Genomic DNA, 20,467 nt, shown 5'->3' with positions numbered 1-20,467 from the left:
ACAGGCAAAAATACGTGAACACCAAGTTCAACATGCTGCAATTAACACCCCATGAGACCATCCACTGGCAACCGGAACCGGGCATCAGCGTCCAGGTCAGAACCTTCTGCGCATTCCTTAAAACCATGCATGCCCCCGAACGCTTCCATGACTTTACCACCCGGCGGTACATGAGGTTTACCCCTGATGACTTTATCCACCCCTTTTTATGCCCTGGGGAACTTGAGACAGTGAACCGGTTTAAAAGCCTGAAAAAACAGATTGAGTGGATGGCTGGACGACGTCTGGTCAAAGAAATGGTGGGATACGCCACGGCAGAAAAGGTAGACCCGTCTGAGATCACCATTGATTACCGGGATGAAGGCGCACCTTTTCTGCCCCTTTATCCGGAAATACAGATCTCCATCACCCACTCGGGCAGGTATGCTGCGGTGGCCCTGTGCTGCGATAAAGACAGAACCCTGGGGCTGGATCTGGAAAAAATCGGCCCGCCACCGGACACGGGATTCATGAAACTTGCGTTCACCCCCCGGGAAAGGGAAGACACAGGAGAAGATCCCGAAAAAATTTTCAGAAACTGGACGTTAAAAGAGGCGTATTTAAAATATATTAAAAGGGGATTTAATGAAAGCCTTCACCAGGTGGAAATCCACGGTGATGTTATTTTACACAGGGGCACCAGGGCAAATGTAAATATATTTTGTGCTACCATTGGCCGGGAATATGCCATTTCATTGATCACAGATCATCGGGGGTATTCCCGGCCCGGTTAAAAAGCTACTCGTTTACCCGCTCCACATATTCCTTGGTCCGGGTGTCGATCTTAATTAACTGGCCTTCCTCCACAAAGGGAGGCACCTGGATCTGAAATCCGGTTTCCAGGGTGGCAGGTTTGGTGTCCCCGGTTGCGGTGTCGCCCTTGGCCCAGGGATCAGACTGAACCACCCTCAGATTGATAAAATTGGGCAGGGTCAGCCCAATGGCTTTATTGTTAAAGAACAACACCGTACACACGGTGTTCTCTTTTAAGATATCAATTACATCTTCCACCTGATCCGCTCCAAGAAACTCCTGCTCATAGGTGGTGGTGTCCATGAAACAATAGCTGCCGGGCTCAGCATAAAGATATTCCATCTCCTTTTCTTCCAGGGTGGCCTCTTCAAATTTATCGCCAGATCGAAATGTTTTTTCAAACTGGGCTCCGGTGATCATGTTTTTAAGTTTGCACTTGTAAAGGGCCTGTCCCTTGCCCGGTTTTTTAAACTGAAAATCCACAATGATATATGGATCTCCATCAATCTGGAATTTAAGTCCTTTTCTCAGATCACTTGCGTCATGCATTATTCTCTCCTGTCTGTAATTGTGGCAAGCATTCTTTGCCCGAATTATTAATATTATTTGATAATAATGTCTGTTTATGTTGACATACTGTGGAGGGGGCCGGGTTGGGGTCACAGGCATTATTACCGGATGTTTGTGGTTTACAGAGATTTTGTTTAATAACACCCATAAGCCAAGCCTGACACCATTTTCCACAATTGAAAACATATGCTTCCCCAGGCAAGTCCAGCCATGGGCGCTAAAATGTTCTAATAAACCACATTTCCCGGCAATAGGCAATCCCATGATAAAAACAACTTGATTTTTTGTTGTTTTTATATAAGAAATAGGGCGTGCATCAACTTCAAAAATGACATACAAATTTCAGGAATATAAATTAATTATGATACTTATTATTGACTTCGGCTCACAGTTCAATCAACTCATTGCCAGAAGAGTGCGGGAAAATGAGGTATATTGCCAGGTTGAACCCGCCGGACTGAGCATTGACAAGATCAAGGCCATGAATCCCCGGGGCATCATATTGTCCGGTGGACCCTCCAGCATATATGAAGAAAACAGCCCCACCATTGACACGGAAATTTTTCAACTGGGGGTGCCCATCCTGGGCATCTGTTATGGCATGCAATTCATGGTTCATTCATTGGGCGGCAAAATCGGCCGATCCTCAAAACGGGAATACGGATTTGCCACGTTGAAGGTTAAAACTCAAAAACCCATGTTTTCCGGCATGGACACAGAACTGCAGTGCTGGATGAGCCATGGTGATTCCACAGAATCTCTGCCCGACAGATTTGTGGTCACCGCATCCACGGACAACACCGAAATTGCCGCCATTGCAGACACCCAAGATCATTTCTACGGCCTGCAGTTTCACCCCGAGGTGGAACATACCCACCAGGGAAAAGAGATGATCAAGAATTTTCTCTTTGATGTCTGCCACTGCACCAAAAACTGGAACATGGAATCCTTTGCCGCAACGGCCATTGCGGAGATAAAAGAAGCCGTTCAGGATAAAAAAGTCATCATGGGTCTTTCCGGCGGGGTGGATTCCTCTGTTGCAGCCCTTTTGATCCACAAGGCCATTGGAAAAAATCTCCACTGCATTTTTGTGAACAACGGGCTTTTACGAAAAAATGAACAGGAAAATCTTGAAAAAAGCCTCACCAGCCATCTGGACTTAAACATCAAGTTTGTGGATGCCAGAAAGCTCTTTCTTGGTGCCCTAAAAGGTGTCACCAACCCTGAAATTAAAAGAAAAGAAATCGGTCGTCTTTTCATTGAGGTGTTTGACGCCGAGGCTAAAAAAGTAGAAGGTGCCGATTTTCTGGGTCAGGGAACCCTGTACCCGGACATCATTGAATCCAAATCCGCCTTTGGCGGCCCCACCTCCATTATCAAATCCCACCACAATGTGGGGGGATTACCTGAAAAAATGAAACTCAAACTCATTGAACCCCTGCAGTTTCTCTTCAAGGATGAGGTGCGGCAACTGGGCCTGGAACTGGGACTCAATGAAGATCTGGTGTGGCGACAGCCCTTTCCCGGACCCGGACTTGCCATTCGCATCATGGGGGAAGTAACGGAAAAACGGCTGAACATCTTAAAGGAAGCCGATTCCCTGCTCCTGGAAGAAATTCGGGCCGCCGGCCTTTACAGAAAACTGTGGCAATCCTTTGCCGTTCTGCTGCCCATCAAAAGCGTGGGCGTCATGGGAGATAAAAGAACCTATGACAGCTGTATTGCCATCCGGGCAGTCAACAGCATTGATGCCATGACCGCCGACTGGGCAAGGCTTCCCCATGATCTCCTTGCAAAAATGTCCAATCGCATCATAAATGAAGTCGACGGTGTCAACCGGGTGGTGTTTGACATCACCTCAAAACCCCCTGGAACCATTGAGTGGGAATAAATCATCTGACTGGAACCCTTCTTTAAGGAGTCACGCCATACATGGAGACATTAAAGATATCTAAAGAGGATGATATCCATTCCCTTTCCGCATCCATTTACAAGCAGGAACTAAATGAGCTTAAAATAGAGAAACTGGGAAACCGCATCACCATTATCTCATTTATTTTGCCCTGCCTTATCGGTGCCATTGTCTTTTATGCCTACATGGATATCAACCATCGGGTGGTGGATGCCAAGGATTCCGGTCAAACTGAAATTCAACTGATCACCCAGGAAATGGAAGACAAAATCAATGCAATGAACGTGGAAATGGCCCGGTTAAAATTTACCCAGGAACAGCAATTGCCTGCCATCACAGCCCAGATTGAAGAATTATCCGTGCTGAAGGCCAACCGGGAAGACACCCTTGCCGCTTTGGCCACCCTGGAAAAAGAAGTAGCCCACACCACAGATCAGTATAAAGCAGCCATACACATCATAGATCGCACCAGCAAGGAAAACCTGGGTATTATCAACACCACCGGAGATCGGCTTAAAAAAAATGCCGAAGCCTTTGAACAGAGCACCACCCAGCGACTGACCACCGTTGAAACCCAGTTAAACGAGGCATTAAGGGCCGTTGAAACCCGATTTAACGGGGCAATAACGGCCCTTGAAGCCAGCATTAAAAAGGATCTTTCCCGCATGGAGAGCTTAAACTTGAGTCTGGCCTCCTATGAAATGACCATGAAAACCTTTGGGGAAGATCTGGCGGAGACAAAATCTGCATTTAATCAGCAGTTAAAGCAGACCATCAGCCAGAAAGACCTTGAAAGCCTTAATATCCAGTTAAAGAAAAAAATAAGTCAGGAGACGCTCACAGACGGGCTTGACCAACTCAGAAAAACCGTTGACACCCGATTACAACTGATTGAGAGCAGGCTTTCCAAGGCATTGTCCGCCATGGACAATCCGAACAGGCAATCTGTGGCATCCCAATCCCAGAAGACAGGGGGAACCGTTACAAAAAAAAAAACAGTTCCGGCCAAAACGAAACCTGAACCTCTGATCATAATGGTGCCTGAATCCGGTAAAATCTCCGAATCAGACCTCACCCAATAAAAAAAAGCATCCCCCAAATGATATTCAACATACAAGACTTCACAGATGTCCATATCCTGGTCATCGGCGACATCATGCTTGATCAATACATCTGGGGCAAGGTGGAGCGTATTTCCCCTGAAGCCCCGGTGCCCATTGTCCATGTGCAGAACAAAACATACATGGTGGGGGGGGCAGCCAATGTTGCCCGAAACCTCAACGCCGTGGGGTGTCATGCCAGTGTCATGGGGCGGTGCGGCACCGATAAGGCAGGTCAGCAGCTCAGAACCCTGCTGGACCGACACCGGATCACTCATCACCTCCTTGTGGAGGAGGGTTTCCAGACCATTACCAAGACCCGGGTCATGGCCATGGAACAGCAGCTGCTTCGCATTGATGAGGAAGAAATCACCCCCCTTAACACCTCATCTGTGGGAGGATTCATGGATAAAATGACTACCATGCTCCAGCAGGTGAAGGGGGTCATTCTATCTGATTATGGAAAAGGACTCCTCCAGACTCCCGGGGTAACGGAATCCATCATAAAATTGTGTCGGGCAGCAGATATCACGGTGGTGATTGACCCCAAGGGAATTGACTGGCAACGTTACCAGGGGGCCACTTGCATTACCCCCAACATCGGAGAACTAAAACTGGTGGCCGGGAATCGCCCGGTGGACAGCGATGCCGACCTTGCACAAACGGCAGCCTCGGTGTGCCATGAATTCCAGCTGGAACGCCTTCTTGTAACCCGGGGTGCCCGGGGCATGTGTCTTGCCGGCACCAGTGCACCGCCATTTCTAATCCCCACCCAGGCCCGGGAAGTCTATGACGTATCCGGGGCCGGGGACACCGCCATTGCCATCTTTACTGCGGGACTTACCCTTGGTCTTTCCTTTGAGGATGCTGCTGGCCTTGCCAATCGGGCTGCCGGCGTGGTGGTGGGAAAAATCGGTACCCAGGCTGTCACGGCAGATGAACTTCGTTCCTGCGTAGGGTCTGTTTGCTTTAAGTACTGATACCTTCTGTATAACGAATGATGAAAATGGCATTATGCCACCCCCAACGATCACCCGGTCCGGGCCCGGACCGTCGGCGACCCAATTGCCCTGCCGGTCTAAAGCGCAGGAACTGCGGGCAGGTTTGTCCTCAAACAGCCTGCGCTTCTTAACGCCCGGCAGGGCAAATGGGCTGATAGCGTATACCACTCCAGTTCTGTTTCAACCCCATAAATATCCACCTCACTAATATTGTTCAACTGATACTCATACCGGGTTTTCCCCCGGAAAAAGTACCGGTGCCGATGAGGCGGTCGCCTATATAATTTTTGGTAAAGGACTGGTAAAAAGTCAGCCTGCCCCAGAGGTTGTCAGTCAGGAAGCACTTTGCCCTGAATTCAGCATCAGCAAAATCGTTACCACACTTTCCCTGGGCTATACGGATTTAAAAAAACGTGTGGAAAATAAAATCGAAAAAACCCCATCCCCTTACAACAAACCTGCGCCAAGGTTTATGGAGTTAGATTTTTCACCAGTTTGCCCACCAGTATCTGAATGTGTGATGGAAAGGAAAGACGGCAAGGGTGCCAAAATGAAGATGTGCTTCAGGGGCAAAGATCCGATGTTGCGAGCAAGCCCTTTCAGGCAGGAACCGGTGTTGTGACTATGAGCAGTCTTTTATTTCTTTTTACCACGGAACCCCACCACCAGAACATCCCCGGGGTGAATATAGCTTTTAAAGGACAATTGGTTCCATTGGAGCAATGCCACCAGAGAAACATTATACCTGCCAGCGATCATGGTGAGATTTTCCCCCGCCTTTACCACATGGTAAATCTGGTGGGCGTCATTGTTCCATGTGATTAACAGCTTCTGGAATCGTTTGTTAAAGCCATTGCCTTTTCCCCTCGGAACGGCAAGGTCATAACTGCCTTCACACAGAAAATACCCTCTGATTTCCGGGTTAAGCATTTTAATTTCCTTAAACACGGTGTCCGTGGCCCGGGCAATAATGTTAAGATTCAACCGGCCGGGGGAGGTAAACTGGACACGATCATAGGCTTCAGGCGAGTAATAATCTTCTTTTTCCATAATAAAGCCATATTTCTCAGGATGCTCCAGAATCATCTTCACTGCGGCGATTTTCAGCACATATTGCTGGGTCTCCAACGATAGATACAGATCGTAATAAGAGTCAACCTCCTGTAAGTCCATGGCAGCGGACAGGCCGTTTTCACCCATGTTATACCCGGCAAGGGCCAGTGACCAGGTGCCGAACTGCTCATGGAGTTCCTTAAAATACGCACAGGCGGCCCGGGTGGATCGTAACAGATTGCGCCGGTCGTCCACGCAGTCATTCACCTGCAATCCATACTTCAGGGCCGTGGATTCGATGAACTGCCAGTAGCCCATGGCTCCCTTGCTGGAACCGGCATGGGGTCTTAACGAACTTTCCACCACCACCACATATTTTAAATCATCGGGCAATCCCTCCTGCTTGAGCATCGCTTCAACGGGCGGGAAAATCCGGGAGGCGCGTTTCATCCACAACAGCACCTGGGACCGATTCCACAAGGCAAGCAAAAGCTCTTTCTCAACGCCTTCTCTGATGCCGGGGCTATCTAAAGGAAGGGTCTCGCCAGCCAGCACAACCGGTGCGGTCAACCGGGAGTTTACAACAAGATCAGGCAGATCCTTGCCATGTGCCACAGAAAAAATCCCCCCGGCCGGGAGCAGCAGCAGCACAGCGATCAATTTTATATATACACCGACGGATTTCATAGCTCTTTATTATCTCTCCCTTTTTTTTAGTTGATATTGCACGGGTGATTATAGAAACCCGTCCCATCAAAGTCAATGGATTCTCCATTGCCCAGGTGAGGTCTCCTGAAGGCAAGGCCTGTTTTTCTATTTATTACTGTTTCTTATTATGATAGATTGCCCTGCATGTATACCTTACCCATCATTTTATTTTGCTGTGGCGTAGTGCTGGGGAGCATTCATGCCTATTTCACGGGCCACACTGCTCTGAACATGATCTTCTCCGTTGCCGTGGGAGGATTCCTTGGAAGTGCCTTGGGGGGAGTTGCATTTATGTATGTGTACCTGCGCCACCAGACCCCCAAAGAGGATGATCCCGCCCCTGCCGGAGAAATGCTTGAAGCGTCGCACCCACATCCCCTCCTGCCCCGCCCCCCGCAAAATCTGCCCCAGGGACAGCCCTCGCAGTCTCCAGACCCCCATTTGAAACCCGGCCCTGAAATTGACCTTTTTCCTGCTGCGAACACTGCAGCAGGAATCAAAGCCGCTCAAATAAGGAATCTGGAAAAAAAAATAAACGCATTGAAAAACAAAAAAAAAGGCAACTGACCCATGGCTATACAATGGTATCCCGGCCACATGCTGGAAACAAAAGAATTTTTAAGACAGGTAATCCCAAGCGTGGATGTGGTCCTGGAAATACTGGATGCAAGACTTCCCATCTCCAGTGCCAACCCCCTGCTGAACAAACTTTGTAAATCTGTGCCCCGGGTAAAGGTGCTCAACAAACAAGACCTGGCAGACCCTGAAGTAACGGCCCTGTGGCTATCCTATTTCAATGAACAATTCGGAGGCAAAAGCGTTGCCATCACTGGCACGGACAAGACACAAACCTGGAAAACCGTGGATGATGCCGTAAAAACCATCACCCGAAACAAGGCCCGCAAGGCAAGGGTCATGGTGGTGGGAATCCCCAATACCGGAAAATCCACCATCATCAATTCCCTGGCCGGTAAAAAAATTGCAAAAACCGGCAATGCCCCGGCCATCACCCGTCAGCAGCAGCGGGCAGGGTTAAAAAACAAAATTGATATTTATGATACCCCGGGAATTCTCTGGCCCATTCTGGAAAATCAGGCAGGTGCCTGTCGGCTTGCGGCCAGTGGTGCCATATCCGACACGGCCATGGACTATGGAGAGGTGGCACATTTTACAGCAAGTTACCTGCTCAAGCGTTACCCGGCCCTTGTCCAGGAACGATATCAGCTTGAAAGCCCCCTGCCCGGCACAGCCAATGAACTGATTGAACTCATCGGAACCTTGAGGGGATGTCTACAAAAAGGCGGCATACTGAACTGGCAGAAGGCATCTGAAATTCTCATTCGGGAACTCAGAAGCGGTAAGCTCGGCAGAATAAGTCTTGAATTCCCAAAAGATCATCCCCAGGATGATACATGATCCGGGCCTGTCTTGACTTCCAGCCCCGCCTTACTGACCGATGTTTATTATCTACATGGCAGTTAGAGCTGTGCCACAAAATAAATTGAAAATACAAGATACACCAAACCCAGTACCTGCTTTTTCATATAAAAAAGAGTATACCATGACACCATTGCACAATCGCTTCAAAACACGCCTTATCTGGGTTATTGCCTGGACTTTTTTCACCCTGCTTCCCCTTTCTTCCGGTTATGGAGCAAATTCCCCTGCCCCGACCAGAGAAGCCACAACCAGGGAACCCTCAGACCTTCCCAAGCTGACATACAGCCGGGATGATGCCTACACCGGCATGACCATTGTGAAATCCCTTGAACGATTTCATTATTCCGGTAAAAGACTCGATGATGCCCTGTCCGCTAAAATCCTAGAAAAATATCTGTCCACACTGGACCCGGCCAGAAATCTTTTTACCAAAAACGAAATCCATGAATTTGAGCAGGTCAAATACTGGCTGGACAACTCTCTGGAGCGGGGGAACCTGAACCCGGGTTATGTGATGTTCAATGTGTATTTACAGCGATCAATGCAACGCCTGAAATACATTAGAAGCCTTATCACTGGATGGGAAAAACACTTTGATTTCACAAAGATGGAAAACATTTCACTGGATCGTAAAAATGAGCCCTGGCCGGAAAACATAACGGAATTAAAAACCCTGTGGTATCAGGAGCTGAAAAATGAAATCCTCACCCGAAAACTTGACGACATTGCCCCGGATGAAATCACGCAGCTTCTTGAGAAACGCTACCACAACCGGATCATACGGCTTTCACAGGTTGACGAAAAAGATGTCTTTAACAGCTACATGAACGCAGTAACCATGAGTTTTGATCCCCACACCCAATATTTTCCCCCCCGGCTTTCAGAGGATTTTGACATCCAGATGAGCCTCTCTCTTGAAGGCATCGGGGCTGTGCTTCAGACCGAGGATGAATATACCAAAGTAGTGCGCCTCATCACAGCAGGCCCGGCGGACAAATCCGGCAAGCTTAAACCCGGAGACCGCATCATGGGGGTGGGACAGGGAACCGAGGGAGAAATAAAAGACACCGTGGGATGGCGCATTGACGAAGTGGTGAAACTCATCCGGGGGCCAAGGGACACCTTTGTCCGCCTGGAAATCATTCCGGCAGACAAAAAAGGCGCCCAGCATGCCAGAACCATTGTCATCAAAAGAGATGAGGTAAAGCTGGAGGAACAGGCGGCCCGGAAAAAAATAAGAACCATTAAACAGGCAAATGTATCCTATAAAATCGGTATCATTGAACTACCCACCTTTTATCTTGATTTCAAGGCCTACCAGGACGGCAAAAAAGATTACAGAAGCACCACCCGGGACGTACTTAAATTAATTGAGGAGCTTAAAAAGGAAAACATTGACGGCCTGGTCATGGATTTAAGAGACAATGGCGGCGGCTCCCTCCAGGAGGTGAACGAACTGACGGGCCTTTTTATAAAATCCGGCCCTACGGTGCAGATCCGGTCCCGCAACGGTGACATGTCCCAACTGGATGACCCCGACCCTGATATTGTTTACCAGGGGCCCCTGATGGTCATGATCAACCGCATGAGTGCATCGGCATCGGAAATCTTTGCCGGGGCCATTAAGGATTATAACCGGGGCATTATTGTGGGTACCCAGACCTTCGGCAAGGGCACGGTACAGGCCATGCAGTCGCTTGGCTCTGGGCAGTTAAAGCTCACAAATGCAAAATTTTACCGGGTCTCCGGTGAAAGCACCCAAAACAGAGGGGTGCTTCCCGACATTGAATACCCCCCGCTTTATAACAGCAAAGAAATCGGAGAGAGTGCCCTTGACAATGCCCTGCCCTGGGATACCTCCCCAAGAGCAGACTTCCAGCCCTTCCAGGACATGGCACCGCTTTTACCCCTGCTGCAGAAAAAGCATTACCAGCGCATCGGGCACAACCCTGATTTTGCGTATCTAAATCAAAAATTCAACCGTGCCACGGAAATGTTTAATATTAAACACCTTTCCCTCAATGAGAAAGAGCGCAGAAACCAGACAGATTTGTTTAACAAACAGGAAATGGCACTGGAAAACCGTTATCGCACGGCCAAGGGCCTTGCCCCCATTGCATCGATGGCGGATCTGAAACAAGTTACCGAACTGGAAGCCCCCCATAAAAAAGATGATGATAAAGAAGATCTGCTGCTGGAGGAAACAGCTCACCTCATGGCGGACTTCATTGAAATATCTTCTTCCAAGGGATATGAGTGGTAATTTTACCGTAAACATGGTATTTTATTTATTTTTTTGGCTTTAACCCGTTAACCTGGCGACTCGCAACCTCTCATTTTTCATACGGCATGTGTTGTTAAATTTTAATTGAACACTGCCTGTAATGACAGATAAAAGCAGTTACCATGTACAAAGAAGCCGGAAAAATAGTAGTACAACCCATAAACATTAAGGAGTATTCCATGGCAAAGGCCAGTGCCCGCCATATTCTGGTGGCAACAGAAGAAGCATGTCAGAACCTGATTGATGAAATAAACAATGGTGCCGATTTTGGCGAACTTGCAAAAAAGCATTCAAAATGTCCCTCCGGCAACAGAGGCGGAGAACTGGGTGAGTTCGGCCCGGGCCAGATGGTACCGGAATTTGACCGGGTGGTTTTTAATGAAGCCGTGGGTAAACCCCATGGTCCTGTGAAAACAGACTTTGGATACCATGTGGTGGAAATAACCAGCCGCACGGAATAAGATAATTTGTAAACCAATAAGCACCCGATCATCCTTGAGGGCCCGAAAACTATCGGGGATGGTCGGTCCTGATTAAAAAACATCGGCCAATTCAAAACACACCAGGGATTGGCGTTGTAATAAGCCCCCTGTCACCATACCCCGGTTTTCAGATCCACCAGGAGACCTCCCTCCATGTGCACCCCCCATGAAAACATGGCAGAAAAATCAAACCCAGGTCGCACAAGACGTCTGATAATAGGCTCCGTTGTCTTTGTGTTGATTATCCTGATAAGCCTACCCCTTGCACTGCCCCGGATCATCAACACCAATTACGTAAGAACCAAGGCCTTTGAACTCATCGGCCAGGAACTGGGGAAAAGCATCATGGCAGACAACATTGCCATAACCCTTTTTCCACGCCCCGGGTTTCGCCTTGGCGGAGTTCGCCTTCACACCGGCTCCAGTGTATCACTCGGGATTCAAACAGCCCTTTTATTTCCTGATCTTAAAGTCTTTTTCTCCAGAACACGGCGGCCTCTCACCGGTGAAATTGTATTAAAACAGATGGTGCTGCTGCCCTCCCCGGTTGGTGATGCGCCTCCACTGCAGCCCTTCCCTGAATTGCTTGAGACGGCCACCCTGAAAACCCTTGCTTTGCACTTTTCCTACACATCTTTACAGCGCTTTTCCCTTAAGATCAGAGGAGGGTCTCTTGACATTTCACTGAAGACCACCCCGGAACAGATAATTTCTGCCAGATCCTTTCAAGGCAAAATTAAAAAAACACCGGAAATGCTTACCATGGATCTTGATCCCATGGCATTTGATTCACCGGCCATGCTTCTTGCCCTTGGGTTTCATAAAGACCCCCACAGCTCAAGCCTTTCCATTTCCGGTGATACGGTTTTGATTTCCCCCCTGAGGGCCATGACATCCACCTTGTTAAAAAATAGCGGCATTGCCACAACACTTTGCCATATTATCCAAGATGGAAAGGTACCCCACATCACCGTTGATTTTCAAAACGATGCAGGAAATTTTCTTTTTGATCCAAAAAAAATGATTATCAAGGGGAAAATACAGGGTGGAACCATTGCCATCCCGGCCACCGCACTTGTGGCAACCGATGTCTCAGCTGATGTAACCGTGCAAAATGGTCTACTGGTGCCCCAGATATCCAAGGCAATGGTTAAAGGCTCCCGCCTGAACAAAGGACACCTTCAGGTAAATCTGCTGGATAAGAAACATCCTTTTAACGGGGAATTTTTTCTCACAGCCGATCTTGGAAAACTGCCCGGGGTTCTCCAGTCTCTGCTGCCGGGCACCCACCTTGCCCGTGAACTGACGCTTTTACAAAAAACCGCCGGAAGTGCCAAGGGCACACTTATCCTTAATCGCACCCCAGGCCACCTTGATGTAGCGATCCAATGCAATGACATTCAACTGTCCGGAACCTATGAGCGCTTTCCCGGTAAAAATTTTCAATTAAAAGGGAAAAAGTTTGCCTTTGATAAGGAAAACGTCACCTTACATGAATTTGAAGGGACCATCGGCACAAGCCGGGTATCCCGGGTATCCGGCGACATCTGCCTTGTTTCTCCCCATGATCTTGACCTGCGATCCGCCCAGGGACGTTTTGACGCCCGGGATATGCTTGTCTGGCTGTCTCAATTTAAGAACCTTTCCTCTTTTGTGCCCCCCCTTTTATCTTCCCGGGGCACGGTACGTCTGGATGCGCTGACCCTGGAGAAATCGCTTTCCAGACCTGGGCCGTGGCTATATGACGCAAAGGGATATTTCATGGAAGGTTCAATCTACGATACTTCCGAAAAAAGGGGTATTTCTGATATTGCCTTTAATTTTGATATTTCTCCGAAAAACCTCGCTGTAAACAATTTCACGGCAACCCTTCATGATATGACATTGATTGCGGGAAAGGGTCCCTTTACGTTTTTATCCCCGGCCCAGCAGTCCATGCTTAAAGACCTTCACACCCCCATTGTCATCACAGATACGAGTCTTCATCGCGTTAACAGGCAAATTTCACTCCAGGCAAAGGCCACTTTTCCCCGGGGCGTATCCATAAAGGTGATGGCCAATACCCCCAAAGACAGTATCACCCTGAACTCTGTTGAAATAAAAGATCCCCCCCTTTCCAATACCACGCTGACATACCACCCGGGATCTGCCCTTGATGTTGAGGGAAAGCTTACCCTTGCCACCATAAAAAAATTCTTTGCACCGGAAACCGCCACCGACCGGAAAACAAGCCTGCCTGGAAATGAAGGATCTGTTTTTATTGGCTCTGGGCCGGAAAAGGGCGTCACCCTGTTTATAGACGGTCTGGATGTTGACGAACTGCTGAATGCCCTGAAAACAGGGGATAAGAAAGCGTTCACTCCGGGTAGTGACAACGAATATGACAACCTGGGCCTTCAGCAAAAAAGCTCCACAAAAAATCATCAGGAAAGTAAAAACAAGGCAACTTATAATACTGTACCGGGATTGCCATCCATTTTCCACTCACACCTGATGCCCCGCCCGCTAATGATCCATACCAGCACCCTTAAATACAATGATTTTAAAATTTCACCCCTTGTCTTACAGCTGACGCCTTTGCAAAAGGGTATGAAGGTAAGCATAAAAGAATCAAGTCTTTGTGGTCTGCCCATTACCGGCATCTTCCGCCAGGAGGAAAACACCTTGAAGGTGGCCCTTGAAACACATGCCGAAAATGCAGATCTATACACATCTATTGGGTGTTTCATGGAAGCGGATAATCTCATTGAAGGCAGATACGATTTCAAGGCAAGTCTGTCTTCCATTATTGAATTTCCGGGCACCGGGCTGGACACATCTACTGTTCCCCGGCAATCTGACGGAAAAGCACCCCCTTTATCGGGAACCCCCGGGGCCAGCCCCCCCATGAAACAAAACAACCCCATTGCAGAACTTGTTTCCCAGTGCCAGGGTCCCTTTGAACTCTATGCCCGGGAGGGCAGAATTTTCCAAATGAGCCTTCTTTCACGGATTTTATCCGTGATCAATGTCTCAAGCCTTTTAAAGGGCAAACTGCCGGATCTTGTACAGCAAGGATTTGCCTATGACACCCTGATCCTCAAGGGCAAGATGGAAAATGGCCGGATTAACATTAAAAAAGGATTGGTTAATGGCGTGGACATGACTCTGATCATCACCGGATGGATTGATCCATTGGCAAAAACCATGGATCTTCTCATTTTTATCTCCCCCTTGAAATCCGTTGACAGCCTGATTCAGAAGCTACCCATCATCAACACCATGTTTAAGGGAGATCTGCTATCCATACCCATCACGGCAAAGGGTTCCTTCCATGATCCTGTGGTCATGGCGCTTTCCCCCGTGGAAATCACCAAGGGTATCATAAATACCTTAAAGGATATTCTGACCACACCCCTGACCCTGCTGGAAAAACTTCCTTGAAAAAAAACACAGTTTGTCATAGATTCTGGTGATTTGTTTATTTTCAGCCTGTTTTTTTTGCATGATTGGGGGCTCTGCTGTCGACATTTTTTCTATGAAAAAGAAAATGTTGGGTGCTGGGTGTTAACCGTAACTATTTTTTCATTATTCGTTGTGGCAAGTGCTTACGGGCGCATCCCCATGTATGTTTATATGAAAAAGTAGCCTTCAAGTTTACCTCAGTAGAACCGCCCCCCGACGGGCAATAGGAAGCTGCCAATTGGGCCGTCTACGATTCCGGGCGAGCCCATTGACCGTCGAAGCGGCGGCATGGTAGCATTTTTAATATTCGCTGTGTCCATCAAGACATGTGGGTTATATAAAAAAACAATTCAAAAAAGTTAAGGAAAAACCATGTACCTGATATCATTTTACGTCCCCCCGGAGCATCTTGAGCCGATGAAAACCGCCCTGTTCCAGAAAGGAGCAGGTAAAATGGGCAATTATGACTCTTGTGCCTGGCACACCATGGGTCAAGGGCAATTTCGACCATTACCGGGGAGTGATCCATTCAGGGGGGAAAAAAACATCATTGAACACTCAAAAGAGGCCCGGGTGGACATGGTTTGCGCCGATGACATCCTCAAAGAGGTGCTCCAGGAACTTGTCCGGGTCCACCCTTACGAAACCCCTGCCTACCATGCCATTCATGCGGTGACCCTTGAAGATATGTAATCATCACACCCGGGACTTCACAGCCACCTTTGAAAGACAGTTCACCATGGGCTATTCAACCATGGACGACCAGGGGCTGATGAAAATTGTCAGCATCATGAATTTTCTCCAGGACACGGCATCGGAACATGCCGGATACCTGGGGGTGTCGGGCTTTGATCTGGCCCGGCATGACTTTACCTGGGTGATCCATCGTTACCAAATAGAAATCCATGCTCATCCCCAGTGGCTGGACACAATATCCATCCACACCCACCGGCATTCCTTTAAAAATCTCTATGAAATTCGCCAGATAGACATGGCTCGCCCGGATGGAAAAACCAGTTTTATCACCTCCCGGGTGGCCTGGGTAATGGTGAATAAAAACACCCAGCGACCGGTACGGCTGGATCGACTTCTTCCCCCAGACATGCTGGCACATTGTTTGACCGAGAATCCCTTCACACCTCCCCCCGGCCCCCTGGAAAGGGTGGATTTTGAGTTATTTTTCAAAGTCAGAATGCATGATCTTGATATGAATCGACATGTGAACAACGCCATTTACGTGGAATGGGCCGTTGAAACCCTTCCCAGGGAATTTCTGGAAAAGTATCGACCCGGGACCATTGATGTCATCTTCCAGAAACAGGCTTTTTATGGTGATGCCATTGTGTCACACACCCAGATTTCTCTAACTGAAAACCTGCCGGTTACAGTGCATGCCATTGCAAAAAAAACAAATAAAGAAACGCTGGCAACCTTGAAGGTCACATGGAATGAAAAAACACAAAACAGCTGAAATAACCCCTGCCCGGACATACGATATCTGCCTGAGATTTCTGGCTCCCCGCCCCCGCAGCGTGGCGGAAATGCAACGACATTTAACAAAAAAAGAGATCCCCCCCGGGCTGATGGATCTCACCCTAGAAAAACTGATGAATGAAAACCTCTTGAATGACGAAGAGTTTGCCCGGATGTTTGTGGAAAGCAGGGAACGTCACAAACCCAGATCCAGATTCGCCCTGGGCTGTGAATTGAGGCAGAAGGGAATTGAAGAAAACATCATTGATCAAATACTTGAAGGAATGGATGAGCAAACTTCTGCCTGGAATGCGGTAAGATCAAGGCTCAGGAGTTGGCAACACCTGGATATGGAATCCCTAAGGAAAAAGGTATTTAATTATCTGCGGTACCGGGGGTTCGGCTATGAAATTTCCCTGAACACCTGGAACAGCGTTGTTTCAGAAATGGAAAAGCCCAAACACCCATAAAAAACAAGATTTTTTCCCATAAAAATAAATTTTTTTGCCATTGGTGGTACCATAGACAAGGTTTATTTTAATGCCCTCAGCGAATACCATGTGGGCCCCCCGGCCATCAAAAACATCCCCAAGGACGCCCGGGTTAACTTTCAGTAAAAAATCATATCTCTTTTAAAAAAAGATTCACTGGAGACAACCCCTGAAAATCGACAAACCATATTTGAGACCATATCTACTGATCCGGCAAAGCTTGTTGTGACCACCCACGGCACCGACACCATGATGGATACTGCCTTTGCCCTGAAACCCATCCAGGGAAACAATCATTGTGCTCACCGGTGCCATGGAACCTGCCGGATTTAAATCAAGCGATGCCACCTTTACCCTCGGACCTGCCATTGCAGCGGTGCAATGCCAATACCTGCACCCCGGGGTTTACATTGCCATAAGCGGCAGGATTTTTGATCTGGACAAGGTCTCAAAAAACCGAGAAGCAAAACAGTTTCAGGTAAAAAAAGAGGTGGGTAAACAGGCAAAGCCGTAAGCCTGCCCCCACCCCAAAGTGGCCCTGACCAGGCCGACGGTTTCATCGGGCCAGAATAAGCAGTCGTGCCCGGTTTTCCCGGCCTAAAAACCGGGAGGCAAGCTGTGACAGATCTTCCGGGGAAATGGCACTGTAGTCGGAATAAATCTCCCGGGTCCACTGAATCTGCTCGGGATGACTACGGGAACCGGACAGCACGGATTTAAGCCAGTAGCGATTCTTTTTCTGCATGTCCCTTATGTGGGTGAGCACCGGAGGTAACACCAGGGACAGCTCCTTTGCTGTCACGCCATTCGTTGCCAGCTCATCGGCAATCTTTTCCATTTCATGTATAACCTCATCGGCCATGTCCGGGGAAGTTGCCACCGTGGCATGCATAACCCCATACCCGGGGTAGGTCTGGGAAGGTTCATTCATGGCCTGGGGTGAATAGGTAACCCCAAGGTTTTCGCGAATCTGCTTTCTCATGCGCTCGGAAAAAACCTGGGCCAGCAGGTTCAGCCTCCGGGTCTGGTGAATATCCCAGAAGTCATCTGTCTTAAAGGCCAGATGAACCAGGCCCTTGTTTATTCTGGAATCCACTTCAATGCTCTTGGTCTTTCCCGTGGGAAATCCCGGCATCCTCGAGGTGGTGTCATATGGGACAAAATCCCGCACGGGCAAGGTTCCAAGATAGGTGGCAGCCAGGGTTTCAATCTGTTCTTCACTGATGTCCCCCACAACGGAAACTTCCAGGGGAGCCCGGGCAAAGGCGGGGACAAGCCACTCCTTTACATCTTTAAGCGTCATCCTGTTCACGGCTTCAAGACCAGGCATGCCGAAACGATTGTCACCACCGGCCAGAAACGTCTCTCCCTCAAGGGCCATCATGCCCTGGGGTGATCCTGAGAGCTCCCGGTGCATCTGACGGTATCGTTCCCGGGCAAGGTCAAAGGAAGTCTCCCGAAATCCCGGGTCCACAAAACTTGCCTGGAGCAGCTGAAACACCAGCACGGCTTCCTTTGCATCTGCCTTGCCGGAAAAAAAGAAATTTCCCTGCTCCATGCCGAACTCCAGACTTACATCCCTTCCGGCCAGGGCCGCTTCCAGCTCGTCCTGATCCAGGGTACCAAGGCCACTTTCATTGACCACATTTTCAGCAATCATGGCAAGGCCTGGCAGCTGTATAGGCTGGGACTGTTTCCCCGGGCCAAAGTCCACCTTAAAAACAAATTCACCTTTCTTGTAATCACTGCGGCGAATGTTCAATCGCACCTGATTCTCAAAATCAATCTGTACAATGCCCTCTTGTCTGACAAAATTTTTTGTCTTGATTTTACCCATGGTCCCAGGCCTTGGCAGATAAGGAAAGGGCAGAAGATTCTCATTAACCCAAGGGGTCACCGGAAGGGCCTGAGCTTTTTTATAATGATCTGTTATTACCTGTTCCGGAGAAACAGATGCCCCGGATATCTTTGCATTACCGGTGACCTTTATCAGGCGATGATCTTCTTTCCACAATGCCTGGAATGCACGGGTCACATCCTCGGTGGTAAGATCATCAATAAAAGGTTTTAAAATTTTCAGTTCATTTTCAGGGGACTGGAACACCCTCTTTCGATTAATCTGGCCGATAATCTTTCTTGAAATACGACCGCTCTCCCGGGATTCCGATCGCGTGACAGCACTTTCCAGGGATTGAATAAATTCGGCCTTCACCCGGGAAAGTTCCGCCGGCGTAAATCCGGAAACAAGCACCTGGCGCAGGGCCTGTTCCAGAAAGGTCAGGGAGTCCTTCCATTTATCCGGATCTGATTCCGAGGCAACCACCGAAAAATGAGCATTACGAAAGTAGGTACCCGAATAAGCTCCGGCATCGGAAAAGGGCGCCTTTTTCTGGCTCACCGCCCGGGAAAGACGATTCTGCAAAATCATGTTCCCCATTTCCTCAACGGTGCGCTGGTGATAGGCCCGAAGAGTATCTGTATTAAAGGAAGCTTTTTTCACCGTCTCAATGGACACCTCTGTGTTACCTGCCTCCGGCTCGTGGTGGTAAAAGGCTTTAATACCGGAATGGGGGGTCCAGTTGTCCACAGGCAATGGCTTTGCCGGCGCCCGGGGAGCCATGTCTTTGAAATTTTTTACAATCTGCTGTTTTGCCAGGTCCGGATCAAAATCACCCACCATGACCACCACCATGTTTTCCGGACGGTACCAGGTATCATAAAAGGATTTCAGCAATGGCGTGTCCATTTTTTCCAGTACCTCATCCGTGCCAATGGGAAGACGACGGGAAACCAGGGAACCTGGCATTTCAAAGGCAAGAGAGGCTTTAAAGGTGCGATAGGACACAGAATCCCTCTCTCTTTTTTCAGCCAGTATAACCCCTCTTTCCCGTTCCACCTCAGACGGCAGCAGCAGGGCACCCTGGGCGTAATCGTTTAACACCCCCAGGGCTTTATTCATGCTGTCAGCATCATTGGCGGGCAGAAAGATATCATACACCGTCTCATAAAATCCGGTGTGAGCATTGGCATCGGGGCCGAACATCATGCCTATGGATTGAAAATACTCCACCAGTTCTCCGGGTTTATAATGGGTCAGGCCATTAAACAGCATGTGCTCCAGATAATGGGCCGATCCCTCCTGCCCATGGGCTTCATACATGGAGCCTACCTGAACATCAAGGTGCATGCTGATGCGATTTTCAGGTGTAGGATTTTGAAGCAGTATATACCGCAATCCATTGTCAAGGGTTCCCTGTATCAATGCGGGATCCGGAGCCATATCCCCCGCGAAATTCCCGGTAAGACCTTCGTCCATCGGGTACAGCTTTCCGGGAACCTTATCCTGTGACACTTTCCGATTATCATCCAAACCACTGCACGCCCCCACTATCAAGGGCAAAGTTAAAGTCATCAAAAGTAAGAACCATTTTTTATTCATCATGCCAAAGCCTCCAGTGGATATGTAAGCATCCTGCACGGGCTGATGTGATTAATAGTTAAAACGCTTGTCCCATACCACTGCCACTTGGGAGAAGATATCAGGCTTGCGTCCGATTATCCGATTTCAGACCCACGGTCAATTGACATGCTAATCATCAAATGAGGAATTGGCAAATGACAGATGGTCCATTTTGTATACAGGTTCTGTACATATCTGGCCCGCCTCCCCTATGCATATGACCAGGCCCCATCTTCCCCTGTTTGGAATCAAACCGC

At 48.6% G+C, this 20,467-nt stretch carries 17 protein-coding genes; 14 read left to right on the top strand and 3 right to left on the bottom strand.

Features of this window, described 5'->3' with window-relative positions; translation table 11 throughout:
* Positions 1–773: 4'-phosphopantetheinyl transferase family protein (locus tag ACYQ2M_RS12165; RefSeq protein WP_459916617.1), on the top strand; the 773-nt coding region annotated here is incomplete at its 5' end.
* A 4-nt stretch (positions 774–777) separates the two neighbouring features.
* Here ACYQ2M_RS12165 and efp read toward each other — a convergent pair.
* Positions 778–1,341 (bottom strand): elongation factor P, encoded by a 564-nt coding sequence (gene efp, locus ACYQ2M_RS12160; protein ID WP_459916616.1) that lies wholly within the window; start codon positions 1,339–1,341, stop codon positions 778–780.
* A 382-nt stretch (positions 1,342–1,723) separates the two neighbouring features.
* On the opposite strand from efp, the gene guaA reads away from it, so the two are divergent.
* The 3 genes from guaA to rfaE1 are packed head-to-tail and all read left to right on the top strand — an operon-like array spanning position 1,724 to position 5,354.
* Positions 1,724–3,253: a glutamine-hydrolyzing GMP synthase gene (gene guaA / locus ACYQ2M_RS12155; protein WP_459916615.1), complete on the top strand. Its 1,530-nt coding sequence runs from the start codon at positions 1,724–1,726 to the stop codon at positions 3,251–3,253.
* Between the two features lie 41 nt (positions 3,254–3,294).
* The gene (locus tag ACYQ2M_RS12150; RefSeq protein WP_459916614.1) at positions 3,295–4,356 is read left to right on the top strand and encodes a hypothetical protein; all 1,062 of its coding nucleotides are present in this window, start codon (positions 3,295–3,297) and stop codon (positions 4,354–4,356) included.
* Between the two features lie 17 nt (positions 4,357–4,373).
* Complete coding sequence (rfaE1, locus tag ACYQ2M_RS12145) at positions 4,374–5,354, top strand: D-glycero-beta-D-manno-heptose-7-phosphate kinase (RefSeq protein WP_459916613.1); 981 nt, start codon at positions 4,374–4,376, stop codon at positions 5,352–5,354.
* A gap of 657 nt (positions 5,355–6,011) precedes the next feature.
* On the opposite strand, the gene ACYQ2M_RS12140 is transcribed toward rfaE1, so the two are convergent.
* On the bottom strand, positions 6,012–7,115 hold the full coding sequence (locus tag ACYQ2M_RS12140) for a lytic transglycosylase domain-containing protein (RefSeq protein WP_459916612.1): 1,104 nt from the start codon (positions 7,113–7,115) through the stop codon (positions 6,012–6,014).
* Positions 7,116–7,280: 165 nt separating this feature from the next.
* Between ACYQ2M_RS12140 and ACYQ2M_RS12135 the strand changes: the two genes are divergently transcribed.
* The 10 genes from ACYQ2M_RS12135 to ACYQ2M_RS12090 all read left to right on the top strand — a co-directional run bounded on the left by ACYQ2M_RS12135 (position 7,281) and on the right by ACYQ2M_RS12090 (position 17,264).
* Entirely contained in the window at positions 7,281–7,703 is a 423-nt protein-coding gene (locus ACYQ2M_RS12135; RefSeq protein ID WP_459916611.1) for a hypothetical protein, read from the top strand.
* Positions 7,704–7,706: 3 nt separating this feature from the next.
* The gene (gene ylqF / locus ACYQ2M_RS12130) at positions 7,707–8,552 is read left to right on the top strand and encodes a ribosome biogenesis GTPase YlqF (protein ID WP_459916610.1); all 846 of its coding nucleotides are present in this window, start codon (positions 7,707–7,709) and stop codon (positions 8,550–8,552) included.
* 145 nt (positions 8,553–8,697) lie between these two features.
* Positions 8,698–10,839 carry a carboxy terminal-processing peptidase gene (locus ACYQ2M_RS12125; protein ID WP_459916609.1) on the top strand — a complete coding sequence of 714 codons (2,142 nt, stop codon included), beginning with the start codon at positions 8,698–8,700 and terminating at the stop codon, positions 10,837–10,839.
* Between the two features lie 143 nt (positions 10,840–10,982).
* Positions 10,983–11,321: a peptidylprolyl isomerase gene (locus ACYQ2M_RS12120; protein ID WP_459916608.1), complete on the top strand. Its 339-nt coding sequence runs from the start codon at positions 10,983–10,985 to the stop codon at positions 11,319–11,321.
* Positions 11,322–11,495: 174 nt separating this feature from the next.
* Entirely contained in the window at positions 11,496–14,765 is a 3,270-nt protein-coding gene (locus tag ACYQ2M_RS12115; protein WP_459916607.1) for a hypothetical protein, read from the top strand.
* A gap of 393 nt (positions 14,766–15,158) precedes the next feature.
* On the top strand, positions 15,159–15,479 hold the full coding sequence (locus tag ACYQ2M_RS12110; RefSeq protein ID WP_459916606.1) for a YqfO family protein: 321 nt from the start codon (positions 15,159–15,161) through the stop codon (positions 15,477–15,479).
* A complete protein-coding gene (locus ACYQ2M_RS12105; RefSeq protein ID WP_459916605.1) occupies positions 15,466–16,257 on the top strand; it encodes an acyl-[acyl-carrier-protein] thioesterase in 792 nt (263 codons plus the stop codon). Before ACYQ2M_RS12110 ends, ACYQ2M_RS12105 begins: the two co-directional genes overlap by 14 nt.
* Positions 16,235–16,729 (top strand): regulatory protein RecX, encoded by a 495-nt coding sequence (locus ACYQ2M_RS12100; protein ID WP_459916604.1) that lies wholly within the window; start codon positions 16,235–16,237, stop codon positions 16,727–16,729. The genes ACYQ2M_RS12105 and ACYQ2M_RS12100 overlap by 23 nt, the downstream gene beginning before the upstream one ends.
* Positions 16,730–16,879: 150 nt before the next feature.
* Entirely contained in the window at positions 16,880–17,083 is a 204-nt protein-coding gene (locus ACYQ2M_RS12095) for an asparaginase domain-containing protein (protein ID WP_459916618.1), read from the top strand.
* Positions 17,049–17,264, top strand: coding sequence for an asparaginase domain-containing protein (locus tag ACYQ2M_RS12090; RefSeq protein ID WP_459916603.1), 216 nt, complete (start codon positions 17,049–17,051; stop codon positions 17,262–17,264). Before ACYQ2M_RS12095 ends, ACYQ2M_RS12090 begins: the two co-directional genes overlap by 35 nt.
* A gap of 42 nt (positions 17,265–17,306) precedes the next feature.
* On the opposite strand, the gene ACYQ2M_RS12085 is transcribed toward ACYQ2M_RS12090, so the two are convergent.
* A complete protein-coding gene (locus tag ACYQ2M_RS12085; RefSeq protein WP_459916602.1) occupies positions 17,307–20,192 on the bottom strand; it encodes a M16 family metallopeptidase in 2,886 nt (961 codons plus the stop codon).
* Between the last annotated feature and the right edge of the window lie 275 nt (positions 20,193–20,467).

The sequence above is a fragment of the Desulfocicer niacini genome (genome assembly GCF_054657595.1).
The sequence above is the reverse complement of the archived record's forward strand: the minus strand, read 5'-3'. Positions and strand labels throughout refer to the sequence as shown.